20 protein-coding genes and 1 pseudogene are annotated in these 23,930 nt (G+C 59.9%); 3 read left to right on the forward strand and 18 right to left on the reverse strand.

Translation table 11 applies throughout. The features are described 5' to 3' along the window. Nucleotides 1–21: 21 nt before the first annotated feature. From mnmA to ACTG1P_RS19925, 14 genes are all read right to left on the reverse strand, one after another. Nucleotides 22–1,128: a tRNA 2-thiouridine(34) synthase MnmA gene (mnmA, locus tag ACTG1P_RS19860; RefSeq protein ID WP_005353619.1), complete on the reverse strand. Its 1,107-nt coding sequence runs from the start codon at nt 1,126–1,128 to the stop codon at nt 22–24. A 157-nt stretch (nt 1,129–1,285) separates the two neighbouring features. After that, a complete protein-coding gene (locus ACTG1P_RS19865; RefSeq protein ID WP_021229916.1) occupies nt 1,286–1,777 on the reverse strand; it encodes an NUDIX hydrolase in 492 nt (163 codons plus the stop codon). Then, on the reverse strand, nt 1,777–2,700 hold the full coding sequence (gene rluE, locus ACTG1P_RS19870) for a 23S rRNA pseudouridine(2457) synthase RluE (RefSeq protein ID WP_440002033.1): 924 nt from the start codon (nt 2,698–2,700) through the stop codon (nt 1,777–1,779). The genes ACTG1P_RS19865 and rluE overlap by 1 nt, the downstream gene beginning before the upstream one ends. Before the next feature lie 106 nt (nt 2,701–2,806). After that, nucleotides 2,807–3,574 (reverse strand): PTS sugar transporter subunit IIA, encoded by a 768-nt coding sequence (locus tag ACTG1P_RS19875; RefSeq protein ID WP_440002034.1) that lies wholly within the window; start codon nt 3,572–3,574, stop codon nt 2,807–2,809. Continuing rightward, nucleotides 3,574–3,879: a PTS fructose transporter subunit IIB gene (locus ACTG1P_RS19880; RefSeq protein WP_005334611.1), complete on the reverse strand. Its 306-nt coding sequence runs from the start codon at nt 3,877–3,879 to the stop codon at nt 3,574–3,576. The genes ACTG1P_RS19875 and ACTG1P_RS19880 overlap by 1 nt, the downstream gene beginning before the upstream one ends. A gap of 219 nt (nt 3,880–4,098) precedes the next feature. After that, nucleotides 4,099–5,505 carry a hexose-6-phosphate:phosphate antiporter gene (uhpT, locus tag ACTG1P_RS19885; protein WP_139463802.1) on the reverse strand — a complete coding sequence of 469 codons (1,407 nt, stop codon included), beginning with the start codon at nt 5,503–5,505 and terminating at the stop codon, nt 4,099–4,101. Nucleotides 5,506–6,068: 563 nt separating this feature from the next. Continuing rightward, nucleotides 6,069–7,976, reverse strand: a complete 1,908-nt coding sequence (locus ACTG1P_RS19890; RefSeq protein WP_440002035.1) for a PTS fructose transporter subunit IIABC — start codon at nt 7,974–7,976, stop codon at nt 6,069–6,071. Between the two features lie 535 nt (nt 7,977–8,511). Next, the gene (locus ACTG1P_RS19895; RefSeq protein WP_440002036.1) at nt 8,512–9,288 is read right to left on the reverse strand and encodes a phosphotransferase family protein; all 777 of its coding nucleotides are present in this window, start codon (nt 9,286–9,288) and stop codon (nt 8,512–8,514) included. Between the two features lie 11 nt (nt 9,289–9,299). Continuing rightward, nucleotides 9,300–9,815 carry an AAA family ATPase gene (locus ACTG1P_RS19900; protein ID WP_440002037.1) on the reverse strand — a complete coding sequence of 172 codons (516 nt, stop codon included), beginning with the start codon at nt 9,813–9,815 and terminating at the stop codon, nt 9,300–9,302. A gap of 157 nt (nt 9,816–9,972) precedes the next feature. Further along, on the reverse strand, nt 9,973–10,605 hold the full coding sequence (locus tag ACTG1P_RS19905) for a hypothetical protein (protein WP_440002038.1): 633 nt from the start codon (nt 10,603–10,605) through the stop codon (nt 9,973–9,975). Between the two features lie 119 nt (nt 10,606–10,724). Further along, a complete protein-coding gene (locus ACTG1P_RS19910) occupies nt 10,725–11,441 on the reverse strand; it encodes an SIS domain-containing protein (protein ID WP_265775461.1) in 717 nt (238 codons plus the stop codon). Between the two features lie 57 nt (nt 11,442–11,498). Then, the gene (locus ACTG1P_RS19915) at nt 11,499–11,957 is read right to left on the reverse strand and encodes a DUF6998 domain-containing protein (protein ID WP_440002039.1); all 459 of its coding nucleotides are present in this window, start codon (nt 11,955–11,957) and stop codon (nt 11,499–11,501) included. Between the two features lie 357 nt (nt 11,958–12,314). After that, nucleotides 12,315–12,578, reverse strand: coding sequence for a hypothetical protein (locus ACTG1P_RS19920; RefSeq protein ID WP_440002040.1), 264 nt, complete (start codon nt 12,576–12,578; stop codon nt 12,315–12,317). A 96-nt stretch (nt 12,579–12,674) separates the two neighbouring features. Beyond that, nucleotides 12,675–13,139 carry a MerR family transcriptional regulator gene (locus tag ACTG1P_RS19925; protein ID WP_440002041.1) on the reverse strand — a complete coding sequence of 155 codons (465 nt, stop codon included), beginning with the start codon at nt 13,137–13,139 and terminating at the stop codon, nt 12,675–12,677. 221 nt (nt 13,140–13,360) lie between these two features. Here ACTG1P_RS19925 and ACTG1P_RS19930 point away from each other — a divergent pair, with 221 nt between their 5' ends. Continuing rightward, complete coding sequence (locus ACTG1P_RS19930) at nt 13,361–14,605, forward strand: NADH:flavin oxidoreductase/NADH oxidase family protein (RefSeq protein WP_440002042.1); 1,245 nt, start codon at nt 13,361–13,363, stop codon at nt 14,603–14,605. A gap of 127 nt (nt 14,606–14,732) precedes the next feature. Here ACTG1P_RS19930 and ACTG1P_RS19935 read toward each other — a convergent pair whose 3' ends face one another. Then, on the reverse strand, nt 14,733–15,770 hold the full coding sequence (locus ACTG1P_RS19935) for a Mal regulon transcriptional regulator MalI (protein ID WP_103252222.1): 1,038 nt from the start codon (nt 15,768–15,770) through the stop codon (nt 14,733–14,735). Between the two features lie 280 nt (nt 15,771–16,050). Between ACTG1P_RS19935 and malX the strand changes: the two genes are divergently transcribed. Both malX and ACTG1P_RS19945 read left to right on the forward strand, forming a co-directional pair. Then, nucleotides 16,051–17,622, forward strand: a complete 1,572-nt coding sequence (gene malX, locus ACTG1P_RS19940; RefSeq protein ID WP_005353570.1) for a maltose/glucose-specific PTS transporter subunit IIBC — start codon at nt 16,051–16,053, stop codon at nt 17,620–17,622. Between the two features lie 87 nt (nt 17,623–17,709). Next, nucleotides 17,710–18,899, forward strand: a pseudogene (locus tag ACTG1P_RS19945) (MalY/PatB family protein). A gap of 143 nt (nt 18,900–19,042) precedes the next feature. Here the strand turns inward: ACTG1P_RS19945 and ruvC are convergent. From ruvC to ACTG1P_RS19960, 3 genes are all read right to left on the reverse strand, one after another. Then, on the reverse strand, nt 19,043–19,564 hold the full coding sequence (gene ruvC / locus ACTG1P_RS19950; protein WP_005334512.1) for a crossover junction endodeoxyribonuclease RuvC: 522 nt from the start codon (nt 19,562–19,564) through the stop codon (nt 19,043–19,045). 115 nt (nt 19,565–19,679) lie between these two features. Beyond that, complete coding sequence (locus ACTG1P_RS19955) at nt 19,680–20,729, reverse strand: efflux RND transporter periplasmic adaptor subunit (protein WP_440002043.1); 1,050 nt, start codon at nt 20,727–20,729, stop codon at nt 19,680–19,682. A gap of 15 nt (nt 20,730–20,744) precedes the next feature. Further along, entirely contained in the window at nt 20,745–23,807 is a 3,063-nt protein-coding gene (locus ACTG1P_RS19960; protein WP_440002044.1) for an efflux RND transporter permease subunit, read from the reverse strand. Nucleotides 23,808–23,930: the final 123 nt, after the last annotated feature.

A 23,930-nucleotide genomic window follows, 5' to 3' on the forward strand; every position in this document is an offset into this window, starting at 1 on the left:
ATGCTGCCTTCTGCTATTGGCTCAAACCGGATGGCTGAAACGCTGTTCGATGATGCCGCCGCCCAGACACACTTCCCCGTCGTAGAAGACGGCGGACTGGCCCGGGGTCACCGCAGCCTGTTTCTCGTCGAAGATGACCCGGATGGTCTCGTCGTCGATGGGCTGGATCAGGCAGGGGATATCCTGCTGACGGTAGCGGGTCTTGACGGTGCAGCGACGCGGCTCGCGGATCGGAGTGCGATCCACCCAGTGCAGCTGGCTGGCAATCAAACCATCAGAGTAGAGGCGGGGATGTTCGCCCTGCGCCACGACCAGCACGTTGCGCTCGACCTCTTTGTCAACCACATACCAGGCTTCTTCGGTGGCATCTTTGCGACCACCTATACCGAGCCCCTTGCGCTGGCCCAGGGTGTGATACATCAGACCCTGATGCTCGCCGATCACCTTGCCATCCACGGTCTCGATTTTGCCGGGCTGGGCGGGCAGGAACTTGGCCAGGAAGTCCTTGAACTTGCGCTCGCCGATAAAGCAGATGCCGGTGGAGTCTTTCTTCTTGGCGGTGATGAGATCCAGCTGTTCGGCGATGCGGCGCACCTCCGGCTTCTCCAGATCGCCAACCGGGAACAGGCTCTGACCCACTTGCTTCTCGCTCAGGGTGTAGAGGAAGTAGCTCTGATCCTTGTTGGTATCGAGACCGCGCAGCAGGCGCGGGCGGCCGGTGCTGTCGTCACGGCGCACATAGTGGCCGGTGGCGATGTAGGTGGCACCCAGCTCTTCGGCGGCAAATTCGAGGAACGCCTTGAATTTGATCTCCTTGTTGCAAAGGATATCCGGGTTCGGCGTGCGGCCAGCCTTGTACTCTTCGAGGAAGTGCTCGAACACGTTGTCCCAGTACTCGGCCGCGAAGTTGATGGTGTGGAGTTTCATCCCCAGCTTGTCGCAGACGGCCTTGGCATCAGCCAAATCCTGGGCGGCAGAGCAGTACTCGTCCGTGTCGTCTTCTTCCCAGTTCTTCATGAACAAGCCTTCGACCTGATAGCCCTGCTGCTGGAGCAGGTAGGCCGAGACGGAAGAATCCACGCCGCCGGACATGCCGACGATCACCTTGATTTGGCTGTTGTCTGTCATTAGTCGAAGTTACCAGTTCGTTTAAACGGGGCGTATTCTACCAGAGTTTTGCGCCCCCGGTCACATATCCATGCCGCAGGTCCCATCAGGAGCCTGACAGCAGGAAATCGTTTTTCTGTTGTTGGCCTTTGTCGCCGAAAAAGAGTGTCAAATGGCCTCAGATAAAGGCCTTGAGGGCCGACAGCGGCAGCCGTGTCCCCGCCAGATAATCCTGAATGCACTGCCACACCAGGGGGCTGCGTAGGGCCGGTTTGCATTCCGCAATTTCTTCCAGAGTGAGCCAGTGGCACGCGAGCACATCGCCGTCAGGATCCTCTGGATGGTGCTGACCGGGCGCTTTTTCAAGGTCGAAGATGATGGCGGTGCGCACATAGGTGGCCTCGCTGTCGGCCGGTTTGAACAGATAGGTACCAAGCCAGGCGGTCGGCGTGGCGGTCAGCCCCGTCTCCTCTTTGAGCTCGCGGCAAGCCGCTTCAAGCAGGTTTTCCCCCGGCTCCACATGGCCGGCGGGCTGGTTGAAACGGCGCTGGCCTTTTATCTCCTCTTCCACCACCAGAAAGCGCCCCTGCCACTGCACCAGGGCGGCGACCGTCAGGCGCGCCTCCATGCGGGCGTGGCTGGTGGCCGATTGCTCTGCCTGATTGCTCATCATGACTCCTTGTCGCTGCTATTGGGATTGCCCGCACGGGCGGGTCTGCGTGCCGTTCCTCGCCCGCTGCTGCGGGGTTTGCCGCCGGTCGGGCTTGAGGTTGAACGCTCAGCTGAATGAGTGCTGCGGGGGCGCTCGTCACGTCCCGGCTGGCTGGCCCGCTGTGGCGCATCCCCTGCCGGTTTGGCCGGTTTGGCGGTATGAGCGCCTGAACGGGATGAGGAGGGACGCGGGCGGCTGCTGGAGCTCGGCACCAGCTCGGGGGCGGGCAGGCTGCGGCTTTCGCCGGGGGCCAGACCATCCAGGGTCCAGTCGCCGATGGCGTAGCGAATAAGGCGCAGGGTGGGGTGGCCGATATGGGCGGTCATCCGCCGCACCTGTCGGTTGCGCCCCTCGATGATGGTGATCTCCAGCCAGCTGGTGGGGATCTCCTTGCGCATCCGAATGGGCGGATTGCGCGGCCACACCGCAGGTTCATCCATGATGCGCGCCCCGGCGGGCAGGGTCATGCCGTCATTGAGCTCCACACCGGCGCGCAGGGCGGCCAGTTTCTCCTCGCTCGGGATCCCTTCCACCTGCACCCAATAGGTCTTGGGGGTCTTTTCCCCCGGCTGGGTGAGGCGCGCCTGCAGCTTGCCATCGTTGGTGAGCAGTAGCAGCCCCTCGCTGTCGCGGTCAAGCCGCCCTGCGGCGTAGATGCCGGGCTCTTTGATGTAATCCTTGAGGGTCTCCCGGCCCGCCTCGTCGGTGAACTGGCAGAGCACCATGTAGGGCTTGTTCAGCAGGATCAATTTGCGATCCGCTGGGGCCAGCTCCGGTTTGCGGGGGGATGCATGGCGGGGTGCGGCTGGTTTGGTAGTCGTGCGCGGGGCGTTATCGCGCGGCGAACGGCTGACAGAGAGACGGGAGCGGGGAGATTTCATCGGATACACACTTCAGACAGACGATGGCTGCGAGTGTACCACAGGGTGCTGAGGGCTGGATGAATGGCGGTGGCGTCACAACAAGCAGTGCCCAGAACTAATTCGCCTAGCTCAGCAGGCTTTCGATGACGATAGCCTGACGGGCGGGGGCCGAGCCCGCCAGCAGCAGGGCGTGGCTGACCACATCGTCGATCATCGCCTGCGCCAGTCGGGTGAGGGGGCGCAGGGTCTCCCGTCCGCTACCAACCGGCACCGCCAGCAGAATAATGGTCTGCACCGGCCCGATTTGAGAACCCCACTCGATGGGCTCCTTGCAATTGAGCAGGGTCAGCGCTGGCTGGCTGATCCCTTCGCTCAATACATGAGGCATGGCAAGGCCGGGGCGGATGATGGTGGCCGAGACCTGCTCGCGCCGCTCTACCGCAGCGGTCAGTGTGGCGCGGTCGGTGATCAGCTCGGTGGGCAGCAGATCGATCAGATGCTCGAGCGCTTCGGCTTTGGTCAGCGGTTCGGGGCTGTAAGCCAGCTGGCGCAGGGCAAAATGGTAGTCGGGCAGAGCGTTGGCCAGTCGCAACTCCGCCAGCGCGGCGGTGCGCGGGCGCACCAGCGGTTGACCCAGCTCCCCGCACCAGCAGGTGAAGGCCATGTGGGCCAGTTCGGCATCGCACCCTTCGATCTGCAGCTGGCAGAGATCGCCGGGCTGGGTGGCGAGGGTCAACAGGGAGAGCTGGTTGCTGGCGGCAACTGTCTGGCGCCGGGTGAGGTTGGCGCAGCGGATGGTGGATTTGAACATCCCCGCCAGCCGGTTCAACTGCTTGGCCTGGGTGATGCTCAACCCCTGCTGGCAGTAGAAGGTGATTTCGCGGGTCAGCATCAGGCCGGGATCGGCAGGGCCTTGAGTACGGCGTTGGCATCCAGCAGCACGGTTTCCAGTCTCACCTGATGGATGGTGCAGCCGAGGAAGCGCTCTTTCTGCTCAATCTCGATATCGGAGGCAATCAGCACCAGGTCGGCGCTGGCAATATCGCGGGCGGTCAGCATGTTCTCCATGCCCATGGCGCCCTGAGTCTCGACCTTGATCTTGAGTCCCAGCCCTGTGGCGGCTTTTTGCAGGGCATCGGCAGCCATATAGGTATGGGCAATACCGGTCGGGCAAGCGGTGACGGCGACGATCTTCATCTGCTCTCTGTGATGCTGACAAGGGGGAGCTACAAGATAGCGCCAGCGGGGGGCTTTTACCAAAAGTCCATATGAAAAGTGGGATCTTGATGGGGATATGCCCGTCCCTTGAACGGCAGTGCAAGCTCATGCCGGGCCAGTCGGGTGTCTGGTTGCTCCAAACAACAAGGGCCACCCCTGTGGGTGGCCCTGAACAATCTGCGTCTGTTGTTATGGCTATCAAGCGGTCTGGGCGGCCAGTTCGGCGGCTTTCAGTTCGCGCTTGATGCGGCGGATCTTGCGCTCCTCGGCGACCGCGACACAACCCATCAGTACCAGACAGGCGGCGGCTGCGATGTCCAGCGCCGCGAAGGTGCCGGTCCAGCCGGTCAGACCGAAGATGGGGGTGCCATCGGCGATCATGCCCAGACCCAGTTTGGCGAAGCTGTCACCAATCAGGTAAGCGAAGGTGCCCTTGACGCCATCGGCTACGCTGATGCCCTGCTTGGGGACGAAGCCCACGGCGGCGACGCCGATCAGCAACTGCGGACCAAACACCAGGAAGCCCAGGGTGAACAGGGAGCCCAGGAACATAAACTGGGTAGTTGCATGCTGGTAGAGACCCAGGGTGGCGATGATCAGCGCCAGCGCCACGCAAGCCACCAGACCACGACGGCCATTGGCCAGATCGGAGAGGTAACCCCACATCAGGGTGCCGACCAGAGCGCCCACCTCAAAGAAGGTAAAGCCCTGAATGGCAACGTCTTTGGAGAAGCCCAGCTCCTGGTGGGCATAGACGGTAGACCACTGGTCGATACCGATACGCACCACGTAGAGGAAGATGTTGGCAAAGCAGAGCAGCCAGATCACCTTGTTGAGCAGCACGTACTTCACGAAGATCTGCCACTTGGTCAGCTGCTGCTCTTCGGTGGCGATATCCTCTTCGCTCGCCACTTCGTCAAACAGCTCTTCCACCTTGCCAAGACCATAGGCTTCCGGTGAATCGCTACCAAAGCGCAGGCCGATAAAGCCGACGATCAGCGCGATGATGGAGGGGAAGATAAACATGCCGAGCACGTTGCCATCGAACAGGTAGTTGGCACCGAACAGCGCCACACCGGCCGCACCGGCACCGCCCACGTTGTGGGAGAGGTTCCACATCCCCAGATAGGTGCCGCGCTTGTTGCGAGGAGTCCACTTGGTGATGGTGGAGTAGCTGCACGAACCACCACAGCTCTGGAAGAAACCGCTGGCCGCGTAGAAGAAGATCATGAAGTAGAGGCTGAAACCTGTGCCGCCCATGCTGGCACTGAAGCCCAGCATGCAGAGCGCGGAGAGGATCAGCATCAGCGGCAGGAACTGCTTGGTGTTCTTGCCATCGGCGTAGTAGGAGACGATGGTCTTGCCCACCCCGTAGGTGATGGAGAAGCCAAGGCCGATCATGCCAAGCTCGGTCATGGAGAGACCGTACTCCTGGATCATGTCATTTTGCGCAATGTTGAAGTTCTTGCGGATCAGATACATGGTCAAATAGCCAATAAATACAACCAGATAAGATTGCATAAACGGCTTGAACCAGAGCTTGCGCCGGGCTTCGACCGGCAGGTCGAGGGTGGGGACCCGGACCTGTTGGAGCAATTTCAACATCTTCGTTCATCCTCTGCGAGATAGACGGTATTTCCGCCGCGCCCCTCATTTGTAGATAGGTTGTTCGAGGTCACGCCACGGAAGGGGGAACGGAACGTCGGGGCTGTCAGCCGTTGCTGCGCTCGACGCTCCATCCATATAAACCCGGGCCCGGCACGGGATGACGGGGCGCATTGCCCGTCGCGGTGCGGGTCACTACATCAGGTGAGGTGACTCTAATAAGAGGGGCAAAAAATGGCTTGAGAGCCATCCCTAGTGGGGATAAGAAATTTTCCTAGTTTTTGCGCTTTCGCGGACAAAGCGTGAGAAACATCACACCGCTGACGCCAGATTGCTGCCATTTCAGCCAGTTTGGCGCTCTGTGTGAGTGCTGGGCTGAGGAGGGGAGAGGCCAGAAGGGAGCCAGGGAAAGGAAAGGGGAGAGATGAGGAAGAGTGCTTATCGACCACTATTTCTCGGGGGGCGATTTTGGGAAATACGGCTCGCCAGCCATCCCAAAAACAAGAGGCCACCCCGTGGGGTGGCCTCTTTTATGGTCTAGGAGCCTCGATGGCGAGAGGGACTCAGGCCGCCTTGGCCAGGGTTACCCCGTCACTCTTTTTGACCCGCAGTTTTTTCAGGGCAACCGCCACCACTCCGGTGACGATGGCACCGCAGGTCATGCAGAGCAGGGCCAGCAGCGGCTTGTTGACCGCACCCAGCAGGGCCACGATGGGGCCACCGTGGGCAACGCTGTTGGTGATGCCAAACAGGAAGGCCATCACAGCTGCGGTCATGCTGCCCAGAATGTTGGCCGGGATAACGGCCAGCGGATCACGGGCGGCAAACGGAATCGCCCCTTCGGAGATCCCCACCAGACCCATGGCGCCGGCGGCTTTGCCCGCTTCGATTTCAGACTCGTCAAAGATGCCGAGCTTGCGACCGAGCACGGTCGCCAGCGACATGCCAAGGGGCGCAGCCGGGATGGCGCAGGCCATGGCACCCATGAACTGGGTCTGACCGGATGCGATCATGCCGACCGAGAACAGGAACGCCACCTTGTTGACCGGGCCACCCATATCAAAGCCGGCCATACCACCGAGCACGATACCCAACAGCACCAGACTGCCACCGCTCATGGAGAGCAGCATGGCGTTGAGGCCGGTCATCATGTCGGCAATCGGGGCGCCGATGATGAAGATGAAGACCGCAGCGATAAACAGGGAACCGACGATGGGGGCGATCAGGATCGGCACCAGCGGTTGCACCATCTTGTGGTACTGACGGGTCGCAATCCAGCGCACCAGATAGCCGACCAACAGGCCCGCGATGATGGCACCGATAAAGCCGGTACCGGCGTCAGCGCCGTAGAAGCTGCCGTTGTTGGCGATCCAGCCGCCGATAAAGCCCGGTGCCAGCGCCGGACGATCGCCGATGGCGTAGGCGATATAGCCCGCGAGAATGGGGATCATCAGGGTGAAGGCGGCCACGCCCACGTTAAGGATCTGGTTCCACATGCTCCCTTCCGGGATCTGCATGCCGCTCGGGGTCGGGTTGCCGCCGATGGCCAGTGCCAGCGCAATCAACAGACCGCCGGTCACCACGAACGGGATCATGTGAGAGACGCCGTTCATCAGGTAGCGATAGAGATCGGAACTGCCGCCCGCGCTCTTCTCCTCACCTTTTTTATCTTCTTTGCCAGCCACGTAGGCCGGGGCTTTCAGAGCCTGCTCGATCAGACCCTTGCCATCCTTGATGGGGGCCTTGACGCCGGTCTTGATGAGCGGCTTGCCAGCGAAGCGGGCCATGTCCACCTGCTTGTCACAAGCCACAACGATGGCGGTGGCGCGGGCGATCTCGTCCGCAGTCGGGCTGTTCTTGACGCCGATGGAGCCGTTGGTCTCCACCTTCACTTCATAACCCAGCTCCTTGGCGGCGCGCTCCAGCGACTCGGCCGCCAGATAGGTGTGGGCGATACCGGCCGGGCAGCCGGTGACACCGATGATAAAGCCTTTGCTGGTGGTCGGGGCCGCGCTCTGCTCCTCTTTCTTGGCCAGCAGCAGCGCCAGCGCATCGGCCGGAGTTTTCGCCGCCAGTAGCTTGGCGATAAAGCCCTCTTCGATCAGCTTGCCGGAGAGCTCGGCCAGCACCTCGATATGGTGGTTGGCGCCGCCATCGGGGGAGGCGATCATGAAGAAAATATGGGACGGCTTGCCATCTTCTGCGCCGTACTCGATGCCGTTGCGGCTGATGCCGATGGCGACCGCCGGGTTGCATACCGCCGCACTCTTGGCGTGGGGCAGGGCGACGCCCTCCTCAAAGCCGGTGTTGCCCAGCTCTTCGCGGGCCCACAGATCCTTGATAAAGGCCTGCTCGTCGCTGACCTTGCCTTGCGATGCCAGCAGGCGGGCCATCTCGGTGAAGACCTCCTCCTTACGCGTCGCTTTCAAATCGAGATTGATCAGATGTTCATTGATCAAGGTGGTGATCATGGCGCTCTCCCCGCTTCCGGTGACGGAAGCTATGCGTGAGTACGTATCGACGTACTGGATAAAAATGACCTGGTCATTATCGCGGCTCACTCGTCCCCTCCCTATCGGACAAATGTGCTAATCACTGGATTTTTGTGCGCAGTAAAACGCGATGTGATGAAGATCCCGTTTTCAGGCAGGACTCGCCATTTTCAGCCGTTCATCCATTTTTTCTTTAAAAACAGATAAATGAATTGATGTCAGGCTCGCCGTCAGGTTTGTAATGCGCCATATCAATAAATTAATCATCAGCTAGGTCTGGATTTATATGTGGTTAAACGGCGCCATCAGATGTGACTCTTCTCACAAAAAGTCGCTGTTTCGCCGGGCGGATTAGGATTTTTATGCGCCTGATGGCGGAGGCCAATCGCATTGGCTGGGCGAGCGCAGAGGGGTGTTGTTTGGGAAGAAAGTGTGGTGGCAAGAGAGGGATGGCTGAAAAGAGATAGGTGATAACGCGAACGTCCGAATACGCTGTGCTATTCGAACCTACGGATTACACCATATGCGCCACCGACTCCAGCCAGTGGGGAACTTGTTGCCGATACCACTCCAGATATTGCTGTGCCTGCGGCTTCTCCCTTCTGGTCAGCTGATTGGTGACTTCAATAATCAGCCAGCACTTGGCCATGACGAGATGGCGCAGCAACCGGTCGCCAGAGAGCAGCGAACTGTGGCGCAGATAGCGTTCAATGATGGTTTCATACTCAGCCTGCGACCCCATCCGCGGCACCAGCGGGGCCAGATCGATGGCCGGGCTGCCATAACCAAATCGCTCCCAGTCAAACAACACCAGCTCACCATTGTCACGGGTGCCCCAGTTGCCCTCATTGCTATCTCCCGAAATCAGGCATGACTCCTCGAATAGTTCGTGACCAACTTGCTGGATATGGCGGATCTTCTCGTTTACCGCTTCCGGCAGGCAGAGTACAGAGAGCGCCTCGTCGGTGTCGGCGAGCGACCAGCCGTGATTTTTCACCGCAAAGTCGGGCTGATAGTTGGCGTTATGCAGGCAGGCCAGCTGAGCAAAGGTCTGTTCGTTGCGGTGCAGCTGCGTGAGCGTGACCGGATGAGGGATCTGTTCAAGGAACAGGGTCTCCCCTTCGACCTTGAGCAGGGCAGGAGTGTTGAGCCCGCTCAAATGCAGTGCGGCGCGTTGGTAGAAATGGCGCTCGACAGGCGATGCGCCGCTTTTTCTGATACAGGGTTTGCCATCCAGCAGCTGGATATTGACCGAAGCGCCCCCCATTTTCGCCAACTCCTCTTGCGTCATCCTCTACCCCGTTAGCTATGAGTGGTCAGTTGAGTGAGATAGCTATTTACCGCTTCACGAGTCGTGAAATGGTGCTTGTTGTTTGGGAATCGATCAAACAGCTCGCGATGGAAGTGGCGGGAGTTTTTGCCGGCTCGCTGCCCATATTCCGATGCCCACACCAGCAGTTGTTGAAAGTTCTTTTCCGCTGCCACTGCATCCCCTTGCCTGGCACTTTGTGAACCGCGTGATAGCAGTGAATCACGGCATACCGACCAGTCGAGATCCAGAAAAAGCAGGGTATCGGCGGCATCAAGCAGTTGCTCGGCCAGGGCACCAAATACCCCTTCGACCACCCATGATGGCGCTTGAGCAAGTGTTTGAATGGCATGGTCAATCTCATGCTGGGGCCGTTTTTGGTTAAACCCGCCCGGCTGCCAGACAATGGTGTCCAGATTGACCTCGCGGATAGTTAACCCCTTAGCCAATCGAGCCGCCAACCAGCTTTTGCCCGATCCCGAGTTGCCAATAATCAGAATTCGTTTCATCTATGAGCACTCTTTTCTGGAACAGATATCTGGAGGCTGGAAAGTAGAGGTGATGACGCGAATGTCCGAATACGCTTCGCTATTCGAACCTACGGGCGATCAGAATTTATGGTCAAATTAGGTATCATCGCACATCTGCGTTATAGATAATTTTATTTTACTCATCAGACATTAGATGGATTTCTATTTCGCTGATTAGATTTGATTTTTTGCGTCTGTACTCGTCGATAGCATAAAATTTATTTTCTTTATCTTTGGGTGGTACAGGTGTTTCTGGTAGCCCCTTAACCAAAGCAATGCATTCTTTTGCGACTAAATCCTTATCAGCTAAATCACAGATATTATCCATTAACTTTAATATTTCATTTTGTGCATCGTCAATTTTATCTACAATATCAGTGGCGAGCATAGCTCCTTTTGCTCCACGTTTAATGTTATCCAATTTATTAAAAACTTTATGAATGGAGCCAATGATTCCAGTTCTAGCCTCCACTCTGATTACATCATGATGTTTTGCCTTAGTTTGATATAAAGATTCCGATATGATGGCATCCGATAGCCATTTTGCATCAGAGTACAGAAGTTGAAGGCCCTCTCTGAAGTCTTTATAAGAACTAATACCTTGAAGTAGAAGCATTAGTGTGCCAATTACAGTTACACGAGCTTTTATTGAACCATCTTCAAACTCAACATTGATCTCAAGACCTTCAGATAAAAAGAACTCCGTACGAGTCAAGGAAAACATTCTTAAATTTTCCTTAAATGACTCTAACTGTTCATCGGTTTCCATTCCTCTCGGCTCAACATGAATATAAGCCTGACTAAGGATGTTCTTGTTTATATAATCTGCCACTATGTGATCTCAATTTTTGTTGATGGTTTAATTTCAAAAAATCTATATATAGATTTTTACATCGACTTCAATCGCCCTTGGAAATGGCGGTAAACATCATCGTTATTAAAGCCATCCACATTCTGGCTGGAGAAAATAAGCGGGGTGACGCCTTGTGCCAGCGCCAGTTTCTGCGCTTCGACTACCAGCGTATTGATCAGCACCATGCCGGAGATGGAGGAGAAGGCGCCAGTGACCCGATCATTGACTTCGCACAGGCCATCGCCCGGCGGCACGCAGTTGTCCAGTACCAGATCGGCCAGCTCCATCAGTTTCTGGCCTGAAGGGTGACGACTCGGATTTTGTGCCGATTGCGCCACCGAGGTAATAGCGATCACCTTGTGGCCGCGTGCTTTGGCAAGCTGGGCCCACTCGATGGGCAGGGCGTTGCGACCCGAATTGGAGATGACCACCATCAGATCTCCCGGCGCAATCGGCTGCTCCTCCCACAGGATGGCGGCAAGCCCCGGCAGTTTCTCCAGCGCCGAGCTGCGCAGGGCACCATCGGCGGTGGTGACGGTGGAGTCGAGCACGGCGTTGATGTTGCCAAGGCCACCGGCACGGATAAACCCCTCCAGTCCGACCATATGAGAGTGCCCGGTGCCCAACATATGGATCATCTTGTTGTGGACGATAGCCTCGCTAAACCAGTGGGCCGCCTGCCGGATCCCGGCTTCGTTCTGACTGACCATGGTAGCAATGCGCGCTTGCAGTTTTTCGACGTACTCAAACATAACGGCGGGGATCCTTTTCTGTTGCCGGAGAGGGGCACCTCATCCTGTGAACGGGTTCTATTGGGTGACTCTTAAGATCCGCTGAGATTTATCAACCTGCTTGTTTAATTCTTTGAGCTTGTTAAGAGAAATTTGGTATTGACCATTTGAGGGCAAGGGTTTCCCGTCAAACTGCTGCCATACCAAGTCTCCCGGGCCATTAAAAATCTCTTCGAATGTGCCGTTGGGAAGAATTTTGATGGCGATGGTGTGTTCTGGCTGGCTGCGGAAGGCGACTGATTTTGCCTGCGTGGCTTTGATTTCAACTTGCAGCCCGGATGGAGATAAAGCGTCATATCCCTTGTTTGATGCATTCATCAATTCTAACCCGTAAGCATCTGCAACCAGACATTCGCCAATACTGCCGACCATATGGCCATCGGGCGTAAAGTGTCGCCCCGGAAACATTTTTTCAAGCTCCTCTACCGTCGAGTAGAGCTGTTGTACCAATCTCTGGAATCGCTTGTGATCGATCATGTTTTTTACCGCTTTGATTGTTCAGTTTTGTCGGTCGGATTGTCGAAACGTAATTGGACGGTCACGAGGAGATTATCGCTATATCCCATTTCTTGCTGGCACGCTACCGCCCCTGGACGACAGCCTCCACTCTGCTGCTGTTAACCGGTGATGTGGCGGGAGGTGATGGTGCTATGGTGGCCAGAGCGATCTTGGCAACGTCCCTCCCAACCCCGGTTGCCAAGTGAGCCATGGTAATCAAGGTGGGGGCAATGCAAAACCGGCAGCAGGTAAAAACCTGCCGAGGATCAACAAACTACTTGCTTGATGACGGGAGTTTATTCGGTTGGTTGTGTGATGGATGACAGACTGGAGCCATCAATACTCCAGAAACTTCTCCCCGCAGCGTTCGCAAATAAGATGTTTTACATGGGTGGTCTGGTAGGCCAGTGTTTCACCAAACGCCCAGTTGGTGATGCTGCTGGAAGTAAAGGCTTGCCAGAAGGCTTTGCGCGGATCCTTGGGCATGATGTCTTGGCTGTGATCGCGGGCGACCAGCACCACGATATGGCGGGTACGCTCGCCGCATTTGTCACAGCGGTGGATTTCAGTCGACGGATTCTGGTCGTGCGGGTGGCTCATAAATGGGCTCGTGAAGAGAGGGAGGCACCCATCATATACCTCTCCACTTGGCTCTCAATCTCTCTGATCGAGGGCGTGTGCCGGTTGTGAACAGGATCACCTTTTGTGGCGTGACACAGACTTGGCCTTGGTGGCAGCCTTTGCGATGTGCTTGTGAGAGGGTATGCCCATGCTGGCCAATACCCGGGCTGCATTCTCTTCACAGGGCATCTTGTCGGGTTTGGACTCCACCAGCCGGATCAGGGTCTGCAACTGCTGCTTGTTTTGGGCAAGCCTGGCCTCCAGCGCCTCTATGTCGTTCACCTTGGCCTTGAGTGCCGCCAGCAGCGGGGCGTGTTGCCAGGTGCTGATATCCGCCGGTACCAGCTGCTTGATCTCGTCGAGAGAGAAGCCTGCTTGTTGTGCCTGGCTGATGATGGTCAGCAACGGCACTGTCTCGGGCGGGTAGTCGCGATAGCCGTTGGCCCCCCGTTGCACCTTGTTGAGCAGGCCCCTGGCTTCGTAAAAGCGGATAGCCGAGGCCGCCATGCCGGTCTGTCTGGCCAGTTCACCGATCTTCATCTTGCCTCCTGGGCTGCGGGTTGATGGTCCCCTGACGTTAAGGCTGAGGGGCGGGTGCCGGGAGATTCTAGGGTTAAAGCCCGCTTGAATGTCAACGGCCCTGAGCAAGCAAGGGGTGGGTGGATAGCCTTTTCTTGGTCGTAGCGGCATCTCGACAAAGGGCTTGACCTTCAAGTCAGCTTCAAACTTATGGTGGGGCCCTCACTACCGAGGAGATCGCCATGAACCCATTTACTCCCCTGACCCTGCCAAATGGCAGCCAGCTTATAAACCGCCTCGCCAAGGCCGCAATGGAAGAGAACATGGCTGACCGTGATCATGCCCCCTCCGAGGCGCTGATCCGCCTCTATCGTACCTGGGCTGAGGGTGGCGCAGGCCTTATCATCACTGGCAATGTGATGGTGGATGGGCACGCCATGACGGGAGCGGGGGGCGTGGTGCTCGACACCCCGGCGCTATCCCCACAGCTGGCCGGGCGTTTCAGGGCCTGGGCCGAAGCGGCCAAAAGCGGGGGCGCCCAGATCTGGATGCAGATCAACCACCCCGGTCGCCAGATGCCGGCGGCGCTGGGGCAACCTACCCTGGCACCTTCCGCCGTGCCCATGGCGCTCGGCAGTTTCTCCAAACAGTTCTCTCCGCCCAGGGCCATGAGCGAAGCCGATATTGCCGAGGTGAAAGCACGCTTTATCAATACGGCGCTGTTGGCACAGCGTCTCGGCTTTGACGGAGTGCAGCTCCACGCTGCGCACGGTTATCTGCTAAGCCAGTTCCTCTCACCGCTCACCAACCAGCGCAGTGATCGTTGGGGCGGCAGCCTTGAGAATCGTGCCCGCTTGCTGCTGGAGATAGTGCAGGGGATCCGTGAGCAGGTGGGGGAGCGCTTCTCACTGTCGGTCAAACTCAACTCCGCCGACTTTCAGCGTGGCGGCTTCAGTACCGAAGATGCCAGAGCTGTGGTCGACATGCTCAACCCGCTCGGGGTGGATCTGGTGGAGCTCTCCGGTGGCAGTTACGAGGCGCCCGCCATGCACGGTCAGGCCCGCGATGGCCGCACTCTGGCGCGGGAAGCCTATTTTCTGACGTTTGCCGAAGAGATAGTGAGTGCCGCTCATATGCCCGTGATGGTGACCGGGGGGATCCGCCGTTATCCGGTGGTGGAACAAGTGCTCGGCAGCGGAGTGGCGGTCGTTGGCATGGCCACCGCGCTTGCCATCGCCCCGGATCTGCCTGCCAGATGGCGCCGTGAGCAGGCGGCAATCGCCGAACTCAGACCCATCCCCTGGCGCAACAAGGTGCTGGCTTCGGTAGGTTATATGGCGATGGTGAAATACCAGCTGCGGCGGCTGGGCCGAGGTCAGCCGAGCCACCCCAAGGTTGCACCATCACTGGCGCTGGCTTGCCAGCAGTGGCAAACCCTGCTTGGCAACGCCCGTTATCGGCGCTGGATCAAGGCGCAGGAAAAGTGAAGAAATGGCGGTTCGCAGGCGGGCGAGCTCGGGCTGCCCAGCCTGCTTAGGCCGATGCCCGCTTTTGCGGTTTGTTGGTGAGCGGTGATGATATGGCGGGTGGGGCGAGCTCGGGCGCCTAGCCAGTTCAGGCTGATTCTCGCTTCTGTAGATTGGGGGTGATGATATGCCGGTTGGGGGCGAGCTCGGGTTGCTGCATCCGTGTCAGCAGTCGTTTTGCCGCCTGACGGCCGATTTCGCGGGCCGGTGAGCTGACGAAGGTGAGGGCGGGGGAGGTGAGTTCTGCCTCCGCCACATCGTCAAAACCGAGCAGGGCCACCTGCTGGCCGATGTAGTTGTCCTTGCCCACGGTGCGGCCGCTCGCCTCGACGCCATAGATGGCGCCGAGGGCCACCTCGGGGTAGTGGCAGAGCACGGCGGTCACCTTGGGGTGCTGGTGCAGCAGCTGGGCGATGGTGTCGGCGGCGCTGCGCTGGGTGCGTTCGCACTCCAGTACCCACTCCGGTTTGAAGGGGAGGCCATATTGCAGCAGGCTGGCGCAGTAGCCGCCGATCCGCTCGGCACGGGTGAGGGAGTCGGCCCGCCCGCCGACGTAGGCGATATGGCGGTGGCCCTGCTCGATAAGGTAAGTGGTGGCCTGCTTGGCGGCGTGGGTGTTGTCGGGGCCGATAAAGTCCACGTCATCGCGATAGTAGGAGCGGGCGGCGCACACCACCGGCAGTTCGGAGTCGAGCAGGGTCTCCAGGGTCTTGGCCGCCGCGCCTCGCACCGGATTGAAAATGATGCCCGCCACCCCCTGCCGTGACAGGGAGTGGATGCTCTGCTGCAGCCGCTCCGGGCTGTGGCCGCACTGGGTCAGAAACAGCAGGTAGCCCTGCTGCTCCAGCACCTCGCTCACCCCGGCGGTCACCTCGGTATAGAAGGGGTCGGTGATGTCGCGCAGGATCAGCCCCACCAGATTGGACTGCTGGCTGCGCAGGTTGGCGGCGGCGCTGTTGGGCACGTAGTCGAGCTCTTTTATCGCCTGCTGCACCCGCTCGGCGGTGGCTGGGGAGATGCGCCCCTTGCCGTTGAGCACCATGGAGACGGTGGTGACCGACACTCCCGCCCGCTGGGCGACGTCGGTGATCTTGGTGGCTTTGGCAGAGAGGGATTTGGGCGACATAGGGCGAACGGACGACGGACAGTTGAGAGCGAGGCCCCAGCATACCTGCTCATATGCCCAAGTGAAACGTTACATCACCATCTGGCCGATCTGGCTCACAAATTTGGATCCTCCCGCCAGCCTGCCCCCTTATTCTGTGATCTTGTCGGCACTTGTAAATTGATAAAACGTTTTATCATCCAGCAAAACCTGAGGCTGACCCACGCCTTTTGCTTCGAGATTGCCTCGAGCGGGGGAGGGCAGCCGCAGACATTGCTGTCTATTCACAAGGAGCCGTTTCATGGCCAAGCCTCAAGCCAAATCCACCATCTGGGAGTTCCTGCAGAGCCTCGGCAAGACCTTTATGTTGCCGGTTGCCCTGCTGGCCTTCTCGGGCATTTTGCTCGGTGTCGGCAGCTCGCTCACCAGCGATGCGGTCAAGCAGAGCATGCCCTTTCTCGACAATACCGTGCTGCAACTGCTGTTCCTCTGGATGACCAAGGTGGGGCTGGTGGCCTTTATCTACCTGCCGGTGATGTTTGCGGTGGCCATTCCGCTCGGGTTGGCGCGAGAAGAGAAGGGGGTCGCAGCCTTTGCCGGTTTCGTCGGCTATGCGGCGCTCAACCTCTCCATCAACTTCTACCTGACCGTGGCCAACGTCATCGGTGACGCAGCGGCGGAGAAGGCCTACGGGGTGAAATCGATCCTCGGTATCAGCTCCATCGACACCGGGATTCTGGGGGCAATCATCGTCGGGGTGATCGTCGCGAAGCTCCACGCCCGTTTCTACACCTACAAGATGCCCGATGCGCTCGCCTTCTTCGGCGGTGCCCGCTTCGTGCCCATCATCACCGCGCTGGTGCTGGGTGTGGTCGGTCTGGTCGTGCCGTTCGTCTGGCCCTGGTTTGCTGCCGGCATCAACGGCATCGGGGCGCTCATCTCCCACGCCGGTCCCTTCGGCCCCTTCCTGTTCGGTACCGGTGAACGTCTACTGCTGCCACTCGGCCTGCACCACATTCTGGTGGCGCTGATCCGCTTTACCGAAGCGGGCGGTACCCAGCTGGTATGCGGTCACGAGGTGAGCGGCGCCCTCAATATCTTCTACGCCGAGCTCTCTTGCGCCGACACTTCCGGCTTCTCGGTCTCTGCCACCTCCTTCCTCTCTCAGGGCAAGATGCCTGCCTTCCTCGGCGGCCTGCCGGGCGCGGCGCTCGCCATGTATCACTGCGCCCGCCCGGAAAATCGCGGCAAGATCAAGGCGCTGCTGGTTTCCGGCGTAGTGGCCTGCGTCATCGGCGGTATCACAGAGCCGCTGGAGTTCCTGTTCCTGTTTGTGGCACCGGTGCTCTACGTCATTCACGCCATCCTGACCGGTCTGGGCTTTATGACCATGGGGCTGCTCGGCGTCACCATCGGCAACACCGACGGCAACCTCATCGATTTTCTGGTGTTCGGCGTGCTGCAAGGTACCGCCACCAAGTGGTATCTGGTGCCGGTCGCGGCCGCCATCTGGTTTGCCATCTACTACAGCGTGTTCCGCTTCGCCATCGTGCGCTTTAACCTGAAAACCCCGGGCCGCGAGATTGAAACCAGCGAGACTGCCCAGCCCGCAGGCAAGAAGGCCGGCAACAGCGGTTACAACGGTGAAATCATCCTTAACGCCCTGGGCGGCGCCGATAACATCCTCGCGCTCGATAACTGCATCACCCGCCTGCGGATGTCGGTGCAGGACATGAGCCGGGTCGATGACAAGGTATTGAAGGCAAACGGCGCCATCGGGGTGATCAAGCTTGACGAGCATAACCTGCAGGTGGTGATTGGGCCCCAGGTCCATCTGGTGAAAAACCAGCTGCAGAGCCTGATGGGGGCCTGAACCGGCCAATAAAATCCGAACGGGGGGCGCAAGCCCCCCTTGTTTGCCTCTCCCAATATGTCTCCTGTTTATGGAGGGAGAAACTTCATGCACGATATTTATGACTTCGACCATGTGGTCGACCGCCACGGCACCTACTGCACCCAGTGGACTATGTAGCCGACCGTTTTGGCCATGCCGACCTGCTCCCTTTTACCATCTCCGACATGGATTTCGAGACCGCCCCCTGCATTCGCCAGACCTTGGCAACTCGCCTGGAGCACGGGGTATTTGGCTACAGCCGCTGGAATCACGACGACTTCAAGGGGGCGGTGAGCAACTGGTTTGCCCACCGCTACGGGGCGAGCCTCGACCCCGAGACGCTGGTTTACGGCCCCTCGGTCATTTATGTGATTGCCCAGCTGGTGAGCCTCTGGTCGGCGTCGGGGGAGGGGGTGCTGGTGCATACCCCTGCCTACGACGCCTTCGGCAATATGCTGACCGCCAACGACAGGGTGCTGCTGCCTTGTCCGCTCAAAAAAGCAGAGGGGAGCTACCAGATCGACTGGGCCTGCTTCGAGCAGCAAGCCGCTCGTCCCGATTGCCGGATTTTGCTGCTCTGCAGCCCCCACAACCCCACCGGCCGGGTCTGGACGCGGGATGAGCTCGGCCGGATGGCCGCCATCTGCCAGCGCCACGGGGTCAAGGTCATCTCGGACGACATCCATATGGATGTGAGCTTTGCCCGCTACCTGCCGTGGAGCGAGGTGGCACCGGACGATCACTGGGCGCTGGTGAGCTCGGGCTCCAAATCCTTCAATATTCCCGCCCTTGGCGGCGCCTACGCCTTTATCGCCAACGCAGCGGCGCGGGCCGCCTATCTGCAGCGGCTCAAGGCGGCACATGGTCTCTCATCGCCGCCCATTCTCGGAGTGCTGGCCCATATCAGCGCTTATCGGGACGGCGCTGGCTGGCTCGATGCCCTTAAAAACTATCTGCACGGCAACCTCGCCCAGGTGGCGGCGCGGCTCAACGCCGCCTTCCCCGCCATCGACTATCGGGTGCCCGAAGGGACCTATCTCGCCTGGATTGATCTGCGCGGCCTTGGCATCGACACCCCCGAACGGATGGATGCGCTGCAAACCTTGCTGGTGGAGAAATACCGGGTCGCCATCATGCGCGGCGACACCTACGGCCCGGAAGGCACAGGCTATATCCGCCTCAACGTCGGCTGCCCGCGCGCGAAGGTTGACCAAGGGCTCGACGCTCTGATCGGTGCACTGGGGGAGCTGGTGTAAGGCAAATCCATTCAACGTGAAAAACATAACGGGGCCATCAGTGATGGCCCCGTTATGTGGGGAAATATAAAAAACCGTCCCGACTAGCCGGGGCGGTTTTTTTATTTAGCGATACCGGGATGAGCCGTGGGGGATACAAGGGCTCAGCGATAGCGGCCACGTACCGAGCTGCTGGCGCGGCCTGCCATCTTGATCAGGCTCTGGCGGGTGTGCAGGTGGCACAGTGCCACGCCGAGGGCATCTGCCGCATCGGCCTGAGGGGTGGCGGAGAGTTTGAGCAGGTGGGTCACCATATGCTGCACCTGCTCCTTGGCGGCGCCGCCGGTGCCCACCACCGCCTGCTTGATCTGGGTGGCTGAGTATTCGCTCACCGGCAGATAGGCGTTGACTGCGGCGACGATGGCGCTGCCCCGTGCCTGCCCCAGCTTCAGGGCCGAGTCGGCATTGCGGGCCATAAAGACCCGTTCGATGGCAAATTCGGTGGGTTTGAACTGGGTGATGATCTCGCACACCCCGTCATAGACCTGCTTGAGGCGCTCCGGCAGTTCGCCGCAATCGGTGCGGATGCAGCCAGAGCCCAAGTATTCGGCCTTGCCGCCCACGACCCGGATAACCCCGTATCCGGTGATCCGCGAACCCGGATCGATGCCCAAAATAATGCTCATGGGTGTTGATTGCTCTAAACGCGAGTGATGGCCGCCAAGATAGCAAACTGTGGCCCGTTTGGCTGTATGTCCCGGGCCAAGCGGGCAAAGATTGGCCAGCCCGCGTCGGGCGTGGTTAGCCCTTGAACAGCGCTATGGTGTCGCCATCCTGCAGGCTGCCCGCGCCACGCACCACCACCCGATCCCCCTGCTTGAGGGCGCCGCTCACCGCCACCTGCTGGCTGTCGCCAAACAGCACGGTGACCGGCACCCGATTTACCTTGAGCGCCTTACCGCTTTGCGCCACCTGATAGACCACGCTGCCATCGGTGCCGAGCACCAGGGCGTCCCGGGGCAGCAGCATGCTCTGTTGCTCCCCCAGTGGCAGGGCAACCCGTACCGGCGAGCCGATGATGAAGGTGCCCGCTTCCGGTTTGAGGCGCAGCTCGATCAGCCGTGATTTGGGATCGGCGCTGGCGGCCCGCTGGTAGTAGATGCCGTGACCGCTCAGCTGCTCCCCCTCCACCCGAAGCCGGGTTTGCGGCGCCAGCTGTTGGGCCCAGAGGATGGGGGCCTGCAGGCGGATATCCGGCTGATCCGGGTTGACCAGCTCCAGCGCCTGCTCGCCCGCGTCCACATGCTCGCCGGGCTGGATGAAGTGGTTGTTCACCACCCCGTCGAATGGGGCATAGATGTGGCTGCGGCGCAGCTGTTCCTCAATCTGGTTCACCTGTATGGCGGCCAGTCGCTCGGCCAGCGCGGCCTGCTCCACATCGTAACTGGCCTTGTCGTACTGGCTTTGGGAGGCGCTCTTTTGCTGGTGCAGCCGGGTGATCCGCTGGGATTCGGCGCGAGCGAAGCGCAGGTTGCTCTGCCATTTCGCCTGCTCGGCGCGAGCCTGCTCCAGCGAGAGGCGCAGTGCTGCGCTGTCGAGGCGCAGCAGCTCGTCCCCTTTTTTGACCCTGCTGCCAAATTCGGCGATCCACTCCACCCGGCCGCTCACTTCGGCGCTGAGCGCCGCTTGCTGGCGACTCGCCACCGTGCCGCTGACCCAGATATTGGCGGCCGCATCCCCTTGGGTCACATCCGCCAGGGTCACCATCTTGCCCTGATCGGCCAATACCGGTAGCGCACTGCCTGCAATCAGCACAGCGCCAGCCAACATTCGGGTAATCATATGTGTCATCAATGAGCTCCTTGCTCAGGCCCGCTGGCGCAGGGGTTGTGGGATCGCCACCTGCTCCCCGAGACGCAGGAAGGCAGGCAACAGGATCAGGGTAAACAGGGTGCTGCAGCTCATGCCGCCGACAATGACGGTGGCGAGCCCGCGGTAAATTTCGCTCCCCTCGCTCGGGCTCAGCATCAGCGGCAGCATGCCGAAGATGCTGGTGAGGCTGGTCATGGCGATGGGGCGCATCCGGCTTTGCAGGGCATCGGCCACCGCCAGCTGACGGCTCATGCCGTCCCGCTCGGCGGTGCGGGTCTGATGCACCAGCAGGATGGCGTTGTTGACCACCAGTCCCAGCAGGATGACAAAGCCGATGATAGTGAGCAGATCCATCGGCAGCGGCACCAGCAGCCCGCTCAGTTGCAGCGTCAGCACGCCGCCAACCGAGGCAAGGGGCAGGGTGAGCAGCACCAGCAGGGCATCCTTGATGGAGGCAAACACTCCCCACAGCAGCACCAGCAGGATCACCACGGCGAACAGGAAGATGGTCCCCAGATTGTCGAGCGCCTGTTGCAGGCTGTCGGCGTTGCCGGCAATGCGTAGCTCGCCACCAGCGGGCAGCAGGGGGCGGATGGCGGCAAAACTGCGGTTTTTCAGGGTGTCGAGCACCTGCTCCATGGTCATGCCTGCCGGGGGCGCTATCTGCAGGCTGATGCTGCGCCGCCCATCGGCCCGGAAGATGCTGGCCGGGCCCATGTCATGCTCCACCCGCAGCAGCTCGCCAAGGGGAACGATGCGCCCGGAGGGGGTGGCCAGCGGCACTGCCTTCAGTTCGTCCGGATTGGCGGAGCTCTGCCCCATCAGCATGATGTCGAGCCGATCCTCGCCGTCGAAATACTCGCCCACTCGCAAGCCGTCGCCAAAGGTCTGGATGATGGTGGGCAAGGGCGTGCGATCCCAGCCCACTTCGGCGAGACGCCGATCTTGCGGTACCAGTTTGAGCTCGGGGGCGGTGAAGTCGAGACTCGGTTCGGGCCGGATCTGTGCTCCCGGCAGGTCCTTGCTGAGGATCCCCATGCTGGCTCGGGCCGCCTGATAGAGCTCGGGCAGGTTGCCTCCCTGCAGCAGCAGGGAGACGCCGTTCTCGCTGTCAAAGCCGCCAAACAGCGAACCCTGACCACCGAACACCCGGGTGTCGGGAATGCCTACCAGCAGCTGTTTCATCAACAGGCTCTCCAGCTCCTTGATGCGGGTCTCGTCCTTGGGGCGCACGCCAATCTGGGCGCCCCCCGGGTAGCGCAAGATGTAGTAGTTCTTGAGAGCAGGCTCTTTCTCCCCCTTCATGTAGGGGGCGAGGCGGGCGATCAGGGTATCGATCACCTCTTCGCGCTGGGCCTTGAGGTTGACCCCGGGGGTGAAGTTCATCCAGACATCCACCGCGTCCCGTTTCACGTCTGGCAGATAGTCCATCTTCGGCAGCAGCGCCCAGGTGGCCAGGGCCGGCAGACTCATCATCAGGGTGATGACCGTCCAGCGCTGGCGTGAGGTCGAGGTCCAGCGGATCACATGACGAGTTGTGCGCTGCCACAGCGACTCATAGGGATCGGTCAGCGTTTCACGCCCCATCCAGCGCGCCGCCACAGCGGGCAGCACGATGACGGCGACCAGCATGGAGACCGTCACGGCACAGGCGATGGTCAGCGCCAGATCGGCAAACAGCTGACCCTCCACATCGTTGAGTAGCAGCACCGGCAGGAAAATGGCGACCGTGGTGAGGGTGGAGGCGACCAGCGCCGTCCACACCTGACGTGTGCCTTCGAGCGCCGCCTCCGCCTTGTTCAAATCCCCCCGCTCGTGGCGCCGGTAGATACTCTCCAGCACCACGATGGCGGCGTCGAGCACCATGCCGACGGCAAAGGCGATGCCCGCCAGCGAGATGATGTTGAGGGTGCGATCCATCACCTTGAGCAGGCAGAAGGTGAGCATGATGCTGATGGGGATGGCGAGGGCAATCATCAGGGTCGCCTTGAGCTGGCGCAGGAAGAGCCAGAGGATGGCGCAGGAGAGCAGCACCCCGAGCCCCAGGTTGGCGGTGACCATGCTGACGGCGCGATTGATGTAGAGGGAGGCATCGAATGACTGCTCCATGTGCAGCCCGACCGGCTCCAGCACCTCGCGGTTGAGCTCGTTCACTCGGGCCTTGATCGCCTCAAGGGAGGCCAGGGCATTGGCGCCGCTCTCCTTGAAGATCTGGGCGGCGATGGCGGTATTGCCGTTCTGGATCCGCAGCACCGGATTCTCTTCCCTAGCAACCCTTACTTCTGCTACATCCCGCAGATAGATGGGCAGGCCATCGCGCCAGTCCACCACCTTGTCCCCCTGCGTCTCGACATCGTAGCGACCGGCGAAGCGCAGCTTGTACTCCCAGCGACCGATGTCGAGGGTACCGGCCGACACGTCCCAGCCGGTGGTGGCCCGGCTGGCCAGCACCGGGATCTCCACCCCCAGCTCGGCGGCGCGATAGGGGTCGAAGCGGATCTGGATTTGGCGCTCGTTGATCCCCTCGACTGCGACCGTCGAGACCCCTTCGATGCGTTCCAGCTCGGGTTTGACCCTCGCCTCGATCAACGCCTGATGATCATCGATCACCCCTTTGGCGCCGGGCAGCTGCTGGATGAAGAAGAAGGTAAGGGTATCGTTGCTGCTGTAGTTGTTGACGTAGGGGCCGCCGATCTTGTCCGGCAATCCCGAGACCCGGTTCAGCCGCGAGATCACATCGAGCTGGGCCCGTTGCATGTCGGTGCCGAGGGCAAACTCCATGTCGATTTCGGTAAAGCCGGGATAACTCTCGCTGGTGAGGCTCTTGAGCCCCTGAATCCCCTGCATCTCCTGCTCGATGGGGTCGGTGATCTCCGACTCCATCTCTTGGGGCGAGGCTGAACGCCAGCTCACCGAGATGTTGAGGTGTGGACGGTCGATGTCGGGGAACAGCTGGATCGGCAGTCCCCGGATGCTGAGCAGGCCCAGCAGGAAAATCAGCACGATCGAGACCGCCACCCAGATGGGGCGTTCGATCGCCGTTTTGGCGAGGTTCATTCACTCTTCCTGAGTTGTTGTTATCGGCCATTCCGCTGGCCTTGCTTCCAAAGCCCCTGCAACAGGGACTCAAGCATTTAACTGGAATTCTCCCGGCTTGTAAATGCATGGTTAACAAACAAA

This window comes from Aeromonas sp. 11P, assembly GCF_051920165.1.
Classification (GTDB): domain Bacteria; phylum Pseudomonadota; class Gammaproteobacteria; order Enterobacterales; family Aeromonadaceae; genus Aeromonas; species Aeromonas veronii.